At 59.2% G+C, this 10,331-nt stretch carries 8 protein-coding genes; 2 read left to right on the top strand and 6 right to left on the bottom strand.

Features of this window, described 5'->3' with window-relative positions:
- Positions 1-682: 682 nt before the first annotated feature.
- The 6 genes from P5540_15305 to P5540_15280 form a co-directional block, all read right to left on the bottom strand.
- On the bottom strand, positions 683-901 hold the full coding sequence (locus tag P5540_15305) for an addiction module protein (GenBank protein HRT66183.1): 219 nt from the start codon (positions 899-901) through the stop codon (positions 683-685).
- 74 nt (positions 902-975) lie between these two features.
- Entirely contained in the window at positions 976-3,219 is a 2,244-nt protein-coding gene (locus P5540_15300) for a right-handed parallel beta-helix repeat-containing protein (protein ID HRT66182.1), read from the bottom strand.
- A 47-nt stretch (positions 3,220-3,266) separates the two neighbouring features.
- A complete protein-coding gene (locus P5540_15295; GenBank protein ID HRT66181.1) occupies positions 3,267-3,539 on the bottom strand; it encodes an acylphosphatase in 273 nt (90 codons plus the stop codon).
- A 49-nt stretch (positions 3,540-3,588) separates the two neighbouring features.
- On the bottom strand, positions 3,589-4,926 hold the full coding sequence (locus tag P5540_15290; GenBank protein ID HRT66180.1) for a hypothetical protein: 1,338 nt from the start codon (positions 4,924-4,926) through the stop codon (positions 3,589-3,591).
- A 120-nt stretch (positions 4,927-5,046) separates the two neighbouring features.
- Complete coding sequence (locus P5540_15285; protein ID HRT66179.1) at positions 5,047-6,294, bottom strand: hypothetical protein; 1,248 nt, start codon at positions 6,292-6,294, stop codon at positions 5,047-5,049.
- 80 nt (positions 6,295-6,374) lie between these two features.
- Positions 6,375-7,463, bottom strand: coding sequence for a PHP-associated domain-containing protein (locus P5540_15280; protein ID HRT66178.1), 1,089 nt, complete (start codon positions 7,461-7,463; stop codon positions 6,375-6,377).
- 597 nt (positions 7,464-8,060) lie between these two features.
- Between P5540_15280 and wrbA the strand changes: the two genes are divergently transcribed.
- Together wrbA and P5540_15270 are read left to right on the top strand one after the other, a co-directional pair.
- Entirely contained in the window at positions 8,061-8,681 is a 621-nt protein-coding gene (gene wrbA / locus P5540_15275) for an NAD(P)H:quinone oxidoreductase (protein HRT66177.1), read from the top strand.
- 485 nt (positions 8,682-9,166) lie between these two features.
- The gene (locus P5540_15270) at positions 9,167-10,285 is read left to right on the top strand and encodes a uroporphyrinogen decarboxylase family protein (GenBank protein ID HRT66176.1); all 1,119 of its coding nucleotides are present in this window, start codon (positions 9,167-9,169) and stop codon (positions 10,283-10,285) included.
- The last annotated feature ends 46 nt before the right edge of the window (positions 10,286-10,331 follow it).

Below are 10,331 nucleotides of genomic sequence, written 5' to 3'. Positions count from 1 at the left end.
TCTACATTTTCCATGTTGAGTTGACGCCCTGAAAGGGCGCGACATCAAAGCCCAGCGGCGCGAAAACTCCGTCCGTCCGTGAAGAGCACGGTTGAGTTGACGCCCTGAAAGGGCGCGACATCAAAGCCCAGGGCAACGCCCTGGGAAAAGCAACAAGAATAAGTCGAACAGCCCTGAAAGGGCGTAACCGAGCTGGCCACGGTCGTTACAACACATTGTTTCGCTCTTTCAGAGCTCAAATACAGAGAATACCTTCTTTCCCAGGGCGTTGCCCTGGGCTATCATATCCATGGCCTTTCAGGCCGAAATGTAGAAACTCCAGCGGTGCGCGAGGACGCGCACCCGGCAATTCTTGGCATGCCGCGCGCTGTCAGGGCATGGAACCTCCTCGTTTTCCCGTCTTCTCCAGTAGCCCGGCCCGCGGTGTAGATGCATAAGTGCAATGATCGCAATCGGTTCCGGCGTTTCGCGGAAAAGAATCCCATAGGGAAAAACGTCTTTGTGAGGCATCGGCGGACGCCTGTTTCGACAATTGGATACACTTCGGGAAAGATGCGAATCCTTGCAAGCGCTTCACTCACCGAGGCCAAGAACCGTTTTCCGAGGTGTTCTTGCCGCGATTCATCGTAGACTGCGGCATCGAGCATCTCGGATCGGGCGTCGGGATGGAAGCGAATGGGCTTCATCCGAGCAACGCGTATCCCTGTTCTAACACGGCTTGTGCATCAAGCAATCCGACCCGTGCTTCATCAATCTCGCGACAGCGTCTACGAATTTCCTCAGTCCATTCGGCGCTGAGTCCCGGGGCCGGCTCGCTGTCCAAACTTTCGATCAGTTTCTCGGCCAACAGCGCACGGGCCTCCACGGGAGGTCCCAAGGCCGCCGCGATTGTAGTTTCCACGCTTGTTTGCATATCAATAACGTATCACATCCTTTTGCGGCGGTCAATTGCATATTGAGGGGCCACGATCCGTCTTACCGGGCGCGGGCGGCGGCGATGTCGTCCGAGGGGAGGGATCGGCGGAAGGCGTCCCTGTAAAGGCCTATTTTTCCGAAGGGGATGGGTTTGATGGCGCGGGATTTCAGTGTGAAATCGCCGCGTGTGACGTTCGTAAAATGCGAGGCGTCGCCGGTGACGATGTTGTCCGCCTGGATGGTGCAGCCTCTGTCGCGGCGGAGGAATTCCTTGCAGTTCCATACCAGATTGCGGAGAACATAGTTGGTGTCTGCGTCTTCGACGAGGCGGTCGAGTTCAGGGTAGCGCTGCCGGTACAGGTCGGGGTCGATCGCGGGAGATTCGAGGGCCTTGGCGATGAACGCCTTCCAGCGTTCGGGACCCCAGGGCGAAAAGCTGATGGCCGAGGTGCAATCGGCGAAAATGTTGTTGGCGAGGACATTGTCCTTGCCGCCGTGGATTTGCACGCCGCCGAATCCCGCGCCGCCGGAGGAGGTCTTGTAAAAAACGTTGCCGTAGATAAACACGCCGGAGATGGCATCGTCGAGGCGTATGCCGGCCTGGCCGCAGGCGAGATCCTTGCCGATGCGCCGCCAGTTTCCATTGTGATGCCAGTAGTTGTAGCGGTAAACGTTGCCCCGGTAGGTGGCGTCGCCCCACATGTCCGCGCCGCCCTGATCATCGGATTCGAGGAGCACGTCGTGGACTTCGTTGAATTCGACGAGGTGGTCGTTTCCGCCGAGGCGGATGGCGCTCGAATTGATGTGGTGCATGCGGTTGTGGGCGATTCGGTTCCCGACACCGTCCACGAGAACGGCCGGCGTGTAGGTGTGGTCAATGCGCGAGAGATTGTGGATATGGCAATTCTCGACGAAATGGCCTCCGGGCGACAAGGTTTTGCGGTCGCCGCCCGAAATGACCGTGCCGCCGCGGCCCATCGAGTAGATGTCGCACGAGAGAATGCCGTGCGATGTCCCGCCCCGGACGACGATGCCGTCCCCGCCGAAGCGCCGCACCGTGCAGCCTGCGAACAGGCAGTGCTCGCCCCCGTTTACATGGATGGCGTCTCCGCACCCGAGTTCCCACCGAATGCCCTGGAACCGGACATGGGAAACGTTTTTCATTTTGAGCATGGGCGATTCGAACAGGGAGAGTTCAATAAATTCAGGGACAGACACCTTATTTCCCTCGGCCAAATACCGCCGTGCGTGATTGCCGCGCCCTGGGGAAATAAGGTGTCTGTCCCTGAATTTCCACAGGTAGAGCACGGCGTTCGCGCGGTCGAGATACCATTCGCCGGGCATGTCGAGTTCGGAGAAAAGATTGACGGCATAGTAGCGGGCGCCTTTTCGGTAGCCGTAGGTGTGGTAGGGCGGGGCGAAGGCAATCTCGCGGTTGGCGGTGTCGATGGATTCGATGCGTTCGTAGGAATCGGCCCAGTCGAAGAACCAATACCCGTATAGCATGGCGTCTTTTTCGTCTTTCCAGCGGCCCGGCCGGTCGCCGTCGTAACGGATACGCCCGGTCTTGCTGCCCTTCATGCCGTGGATGGCGTGTCCGTCGTCCACGACGATATCGGCGACATAAAGGACGCCGTCGTTCGGATAGCGCGCCATGGGCAGGGCTTCACCGTTGTAAAAGAGTTCGTTGACGGGATGTGTCTTGAATCCGCGCCCGCTTGAAAATCCGCCGAGTTCGAGCGGCTTCAGTTGGGCGACACCGTACTCCTTGAGGTTCGCTTGCACGACTTTGCCGCGGGCTTCTTCGGGCAAGCGGGCCAGAATCGCCGCGTCGTCCACGGGCGTGAAACCGGACAGGCGGATGCCGCCGCAAAACGTGGGCGCTTCACGGCGATGGGCGCGATAGACAATGGGTGCAGCTTCCGTGCCCGAATCTTCCTCTGTCAGCGTAAAGGTCTGTTTGATGGGATACGTTCCGCCGCGAATTTCGACGTCTATGCCGCCGGCGGGAATGCCGCCGCGTTGCCTAATGGCGCGGATCTCGTCGCGCGCCCGTTCGAGCGTGGCGAAGGGGCGTGTCTTCGTGCCCTCGTTGGCGTCGGAACCGTCCGGGGCGACATGGAGCACGATCGCCGGTTTCGGACGTTTCGGGATTTCGACGCGGACATCCTGCCCGCCGCCGGCGATTCGCTCGATTTCCGCGAGTTTCGCGGCGGCTCCGCGTTCAGCACGGGCGGTTCCCGCAAGAACAAACGCGGCGAGAACGAAAAGAAACGGAATGCATACGCGAAGAACAAGGGTCATGACGGCAATCCTTTCGTTGAATGCAATGGACGGCTTGGACCACATGATTATCTACAGGCGAATTCCCGATACCGCGGCTCGCCTTGTTCCCAATCGGCCTCGACCCGCGCTACCGCCGCGAATCGCGGTCCCTGCCGGCACCATTCGAGCATTTCCTCCAAGGCGGGTTTCGGTCCCTCGAACTCGGCTTCGACACGGCCATCGGGCAGATTACGTACCCAACCGTACAGACCGAGCGACCGGGCGCGATCTTCGGTCGAATAACGAAACCCGACCCCTTGGACGCGTCCCGTGACGAACACATGCAGGCGATCGGTCATCGGATTCAAGCCCTTTTGCGTGCCGGCCGTTCGGCGGGCCGTGGAACGGTTATTTCAACGATGCGATGTATCGCTCCTGGAATTCCGGCCGGGCGATGGCCAGCGCGGCGCCGCAGGCCGTCAACGACACGCCCACCCGTGAATCCTCGATGAGCGGCTGCAGAATGGGCAACAGTTTTCGCCGGCCGGTTTCGGCGATGAGATTGGCGATGCCCTGTTTCGCGATAGGCAGATTGGCCGTCAGTAGTTTCTGCAAATGCGTCATGGCGGTGGGATCCACGCTGTGCATGAGCGCAAGGGCCGCCTTCGCCCGGAACATCAGCACTTCGGGTTTCTCGTCGTACAGGCCCTGCAGACGGTTCGACAGATATTGGGCGGCTTCCCGGTCGCCGTCCTTGGCAAGCAGGGGGGCCGCTTCGGGCTGCAGGGTCGGCGTGGCGAAGATTTCCGTCCGCATGAGTTCCTTGCCGGTCGGATCGCCGAGTTTGTACAGCAACAGCACCAAGCGGTAGCGAAGTTGTCCTTCCGTTTGCGGAAGCAGCGCCTTGGCCTGTTCGATCACATCGGCGCCGCCGAAACGCGACAAGGCCTCGACGGCCGAATCGCCCTTGACGGGGTCGTTCAACTGAAGCATCTTGAAGATGTCGGGAATGGCGTTTCGCACGCCCAGCATGGCCAACGCCTTGGCGGCGGGACCGCAAATGTCCGCGGCCCGATCGCGCACCATGACTTGCAGGGTGGAAACCGCGCCCTGATCGCCGGTCAGGCCCGCCAGCAACATCGCCTTGGCGCGAACGGTCCGGTCGCCGCTTTTCAGACCCTGCGGAATGATTGTCCGGGGAATGTCTTTTTCACCTCCCACAAAAAGGCACAGAGCCGCCTCGACTTCCGTCGGGAGGTCGTTGCTTGTGGCCAGTTTCATGAGATATTCGGCGGCGTCTTTCTTGCCGCCCGCGCAAAGAAACGTGGCCGCGCGCATCTTGACGACCTGATTCGAACTTGCCGCGTCAAAAAATTCACGACACCGTTCTAACGCCCGGTCGAGGATTTTCTGTTCTTCAGGACGGAGCGCCCGATTGGCATCCAGATTGAATTCCTGTGATTCGACCTTGCCTTCTTGCACGCGAATCTCGGCCACTGAGGAAAACAGGTAGGCGGTTCGTTCGCCTTTGGCGGACATGACCGAAAAAGTGGCCGGGCCGACATCGAGCACCCGAAGATTGCGATCCATGGCGTTGCTGCCCTTGAGAACCACCGTGACGAGCCGGTCCATGCCGGCCAGATCCTTGAGGGTGATACCACCGCCGTTTACGATGGGCGGCGGTTCGTCCGCGAAGGCCCATAGGGCAAACAGCGCCACTGTCATCACTGCCGTTATCTTGCGCATGACCATGTTTCCTTTCCCCTTGCCGGCATCGTGGCCCGGCGCATCCACGCGCCACGCCGTCCGCAGCTCAAAGCGTACCGCATACGGCGGTCCGGCCGCAATATCAGGGCCTTTGCCGTTTCAATGCAATTCAAGACCGTCTTCCTTTGCCAGATAATCGAGAAATTTTTTCGCCGACCGCACGGAAGGGACCAGCGGATGAACGGCAAGCGCCTGTAATGCGCATTCGTAACTCTTGTGCCGGGCCGCCTCGATGACCAGCCGGTCGCTTTCCTTGACCGCGATGCAAAGACCCCGCATGAACCGCGGACAACTGCCGATCGGTTTCGTGCGCCATTCTTTTCTGCCGACCCATACCGGCGCCTCGATGCTGCTTTCCTCGGAAAAATCGCGAATGGTTTCGCCGTTGCGCACGCACAGCACCATGCACCGCCCGGACTTGCTTTCCAGGGCTTCAATGAGCGGCACGATACATTCCTCGTACCAGACAGCGTTCCGTTCCCGGACGAGTTCCGGAATTTCGTGCAGGTGTTCGTCCTGATAGGATCGCAGGATTTGTTGTTCGGCCTCCTGAAGAACCTCCGCACGGGACGGTTCGTGATTATGTTGCTTTTTCAGGGATTCCAACTGATGGTAAAAAAGTCCGACCGTCCGGGTGGGAATCATGCGGAACAATCCGATCAATTCATGATCGAAGCCTTCTGCTCTCGATTGGCCGAGTTTGTCCAGCAGATACGTCATATAACTGCGCCCGTCAATTTTAACATCTTGGATCCAGCCAAGGTGATTGAGTCCCACGTAATCCACCGCGATCTCGCCGGGCGGACACCGTAACACCTCTGCAATCCTCTTGACGGTCAGGGCCGGCAGATCACAGACGCCGATCGCGTTGACTTTCGTGTAACGTCCCAGCGCTTCGATGATGATGCCGAGCGGATTGGTTAGATTGATTAGGATTGCCTGGGGATTGACCGATTCGATGACGCGCGCGATGTCGAACACGACCGGCAGGGTGCGCAGGGCATTGGCGATGCCGCCGGCGCCGAGCGTCTCGTCGCCCAACATGCCGAACTGGGGGGGGATTTTCTCGTCGCGCGCGCGGGCCGGCATGCCGCCGACACGCATGGCGTTCACGACATAGCGCGCGCCGCGTATGCCGGCTTCGAAATCGGTCGTGTGATGGATGGCCAACGGAAAGCCGGTACGGGCGATCATGCGCTGGCAGAAACGCGCCACGATGGACAGTTTCGACCCCGAACGCCCCACCAGGACCACTTCCTTAACGGTCAGGTTGTGCGAAACGAGCGATTGAATCAACTCGGGCGTGTAAACGCTGCTGCCGCCGAGAACCGTAATCCGTTCTATCATAAATCTGCACCGCCTCCAAGCGGAATCATTATAGTGTACTGAATCATACTTGATCCCATTCAATCAATCCGGCCAAGCAATTATTCGTCCCATGCGGCCGCTTCCTCGCGAAGACCGCCCAGTGTGCGCACATGATAACTGAAGTAGAACGTAAACATGGACATGATGTCTTTCAGGGGGCGTGGACTGGTTTCCACCTCGACGCGCCCGGCGCGGATGGCGCGCACGATGCCCGCCACCGACGCCTCCTCCGCGTCAATCCAGGTGAACGTGTGCGCGCAGTGCGGCATGGCGTGGATGTCCGAAGAACCGATCATGGGAAGGCCGAACCGCCGGGCCGTCCGCACGGCCGGCCAATTCGGATTCAGAAGCCGCTTGTAGGTTGCGCAGTATTCGACGGCGTCGAAAAGGTCTATATTTTCGACGAGCCGCCCATGCAGACAGGAAGGGTCGGGATAGTAGGGATGCGGCGCCAGCACGACGCTTTCACGGCGATCGGCGGCGCGCAACTCGGCGAAGGTGGAGGCCCGCGCGGCGGCTTCGCTGGGATTGAGCACCACGATATGTTTGCCTTCGACCATGAGTTCGATGGCGGGCATCAGCAACACCCCGCGACGCCGGGCGTATTCCACCAGCGCCGGCGTATGGACGAGGCGCACATGGCAGGCGATCGCCAGCACGTCGTACCCCTGTTCCGCAACCGTGTCGATCAACGTCTCCGCGGAAAAGGCGACGCGGTCGTAACGGTCATCGGCACAATGCGTGTGCAAATCGGCTTTCAATCGCGGCATGGCTGCCCGGCTCCTGCGGCCCATCCTTCGCGATGTCCCGCGCAATCGGGCCGCATCAACAGTACCACGCCTTCCGCAGGCCGGGCAATGCCAGGCTCTCGCCATTATGACAGGCATGGGATTTTGTGAATTTTCTCGCGCCGTCGCACGTGTAACGCCGAATACCGATTCGTCCGATCCGCCCATGCCCATGCTGCGGATAATCACGGGGCGGGGGGCGATTTCTTCGGACGTGAGGTCGTAGAGTTCGTAGACGAGGTGGTCGATTTCGGTGGTGGCGGCGGCGATTTGCCGTTCGAGCGTCGTGCGCTCGTGGTCCGCCTTCACCGTTTGTAGACGCTTGTGCAGATCGAGTATCCGTTGGACAAGCGAGACCATCTTGTCGTGGCGAATCTTTCCCGTTGAACCAAGACATGTTGTTGAAGGGATGGGAATCTGAGCAACGTACATCGGCTTGTACTCGTAGTAGCCGCCCTGTTTGGTCGAAGCGATACTATGTAGCAGGACATCGGGTACAGGAAAATTCAAGATGCCAAGCAGATAGAGATCATCCGATACGACAATCGAAGTCTTGTCGTTTGAATAATGGCCATAAGAATCATGGCAACAAGAGGCCCTTTGTATGAGCGCCGGGACAATGATCTTCGGCTTACGGTGTCTGGCGCTTCCGTCCGAATCTCCCCGCATCGGCTGCAATCGGCAATGGAGCGAACAACCTGTCATCGGCCCGTTATACCCAAAGCGTCGTGACACCCCGCAAGCAATTCGGCAAATCGCCGGGGCTTGTGCTTCGATATCCGCGTGTTTATCATGGGCGGCGCAAGGGGTCTTTTTTGGGGGCTGGATCCTCGCCTGAAATAGCCCGCGCCGGTTTTTTGTTACCAGGATGTCGTTCGACCATATCGTTCAATGGCGATTTGTAAAAGTCGGTGGAGCCACAAGACCGGTCGCTCCAAAATGGGAAGGAGATTTCCAATGGCCGTGAATGTTCAAATCGTTTTCTACAGCATGTATGGCCATGTCTATCGTCTGGCCGAGGCGGTGGCGGAGGGCGCTCGCGAGGTGGAGGGCGCCGTCGTGACGCTTTACCAGACGCCTGAACTGGTTCCGGACGAGGCGCTGAGGCGGGCGGGCGCCCTGGATGCGCGCGCGGCGTTTGCCCATGTGCCCGTGGCCACGCCCGAACAGTTGGCGGACGCGGACGCCATCATTTTCGGGACGCCGACGCGTTTCGGCAACATGTGCGCGCAGATGCGGAATTTCCTCGATCAGACCGGCAAACTCTGGATGGAAGGCAAACTCATCGGCAAGGTGGGCAGTGTGTTCATCTCGACGGCCACGCAGCACGGCGGCCAGGAGACCACAATCGCGAGTTTTCACACCACCCTGCTGCACCACGGCATGGTCGTCGTCGGTGTGCCGTATTCGCAGGCCGCCCTGTTGAACATGAATGAAATCACCGGCGGCACGCCCTATGGCGCCTCGACGCTCGCCGGTCACGACGGTTCCCGGCAGCCCTCGGAGAACGAGTTGGCCATCGCCCGGTTCCAGGGCCGGCATGTGGCCGGGATCGCCAAAAAACTCGCGGCGCGATAAGTCGAAGCAACGGTCTGTTCCTGTCCAAGGGCTTCAACGCAATGACGTAATGCGCGGGAATTCGGTTGAGCCTGTCATTTCGGTCCAAAAAAAGATTGATCGAGGAAACTTCTTGAGACAAAGGGATGAGAAGTTCCACGAAGATAGCCATTCCGGGCCATTTCATGTCGGAGCAGGTATCGGGATCTTGTGCGAAATTTGAAAATGGCCGCCTTGTAGCGCCGATTTCCAAATCGGCAGTTCGTATTTCATCGAACCGATTTGGAAATCGGCGTTACATCCCGGGACGTTCACGACTCCGAGAGCACGGTGCTCTCATGGAAACTTATTTTCTCGCGGAAAAGAAGTTTTGCAAGACTGCTCTCCCGGGAACGCCGTTGCCCGGCTATTCGAAATCGCTTCCTGCGCCATTGAACAAAAATGGGAACGGTTGATCTTTCCCGGCAGGCCGTCGTATGGTCTTTTGCGCAGAGGAGAAGGACCGCATGACTTCCCGGGAACGGATACTGTTGACCCTCCGCGGCGGCCAAGCCGACCGCGTGCCGATTTCGACCTACGAATTGGTGGGCTGGAACAGCCGGGCCTTTGAAAATAACGATCCGTCCTATCGCGCGTTGATGGACGTCATCCGTGAAAAAACCGATTGCCTGGCCATGTGGGGGCCGGGGTCCAACGCGCGATTTCTCGAATCCGCTTATCCCGTCGAGATTACGGGTTCCGAGCGCCGCGAAGGGAATGCCACCGTCTATTATCAGACTGTTCACACGCCGAAAGGTCCGCTCACGCGATCCTACAAGGTTTTCGACAACGTCCATACCACGTGGATGACGGAGCATTGGTGCAAAAGCCTCGACGACGTGGACAAGGCCCTGTCGGTACCGTATGAACCGGTTACCTACGACGCATCGGACCGCGCGCGGATTGACGGCGAAGTGGGGGATCGCGGCATTATCATGGACGGTCTTGCCGATCCGTTGTGGATGGCGGCGGACTTGATGGAATTTGGACAATACACGGTGTGGGCGCTTTCGGAGACGGACCATTTCGCGCGAACGGTCGAGATTCTGCACGAACGCTGCATGGAGAACCTGCGCCGCCATTTGGCCGCGAACGTTTCCGACCTCTATCGCATCTGCGGTCCTGAATACGCCACGCCGCCCTATTTGCCGCCGGAACTGTTCGATCGCTTCGTCACGCCTTACGTGAAGGAAATGGTTGAACGGCTCCACGAAAAAGGGGCGCTTGCGCGATTCCATTGCCACGGACGCATCGGGCAGGTTCTCGACATGATCGTGGCGACAGGGGCGGACGCACTTGACCCGTGCGAGGCGCCGCCGGACGGCGACATCGAGTTGGCGGAGGTAAAACGGCGCGCGGGAGATCGGCTTTGTCTCTGCGGCAATCTGCAACTGAAACTGCTCGAACACGGTTCGCGGGAAGAGGTGCGGCAGGCCGTCATCGCCTGCATGGACGCGGCGAAACAGGGCGGTGGCTACATCATCCTTCCCACCGCCGCGCCCATCAACACCCCCCTCGCCCCAAAAACGGAAGCGAATTACATTACGTTCATCGAAACCGCCCTCGAATGCGGCGCCTATGCTTGAGATATTCGGCAGGGAGGTGCGGACCGTTCATTCCATAACGTATAAT

The sequence above is a fragment of the Candidatus Hydrogenedentota bacterium genome, from assembly GCA_035450225.1.
In the GTDB taxonomy this organism is placed as follows: Bacteria; Hydrogenedentota; Hydrogenedentia; order Hydrogenedentales; family SLHB01; genus DSVR01.
This window is presented reverse-complemented; position numbering and strand designations above follow the sequence as displayed.